1 pseudogene is annotated in these 272 nt (G+C 45.2%); it reads right to left on the bottom strand.

The features are described from left to right. Positions 1-110: 110 nt before the first annotated feature. Positions 111-272: pseudogene (locus tag SB775_RS29650) on the bottom strand (bile acid:sodium symporter family protein); the annotation flags it as partial.

Raw genomic sequence — 272 nt, 5'->3', positions numbered from 1 at the left:
AACCATGATTGTCTCGATCATACTACCACCTCGATCACGAACGTTTGTTTGTAGTATATACGAACGAGATGCGAACACGCAACACAAAGTCTCCAAACAAAAAAAGCAGGTTACCCTGCTTTCGACCCATACTTTATGGACTCTGGATGAGTTGGCCTTTTTTCGACGATCTCCAGAAATTTACCAAATGTAGAGGCAAGCGTCTGCTGAAACAGCATGCCAAGCACTACCGGCAAAGCAACCGCTGCTGGAAAATACGAGGTTGCGATAAC

The organism is Peribacillus sp. SIMBA_075, from assembly GCF_046534585.1.
Note: the sequence above shows the minus strand (reverse complement) of the source record. Positions and strands in the feature narration are given on the sequence as shown.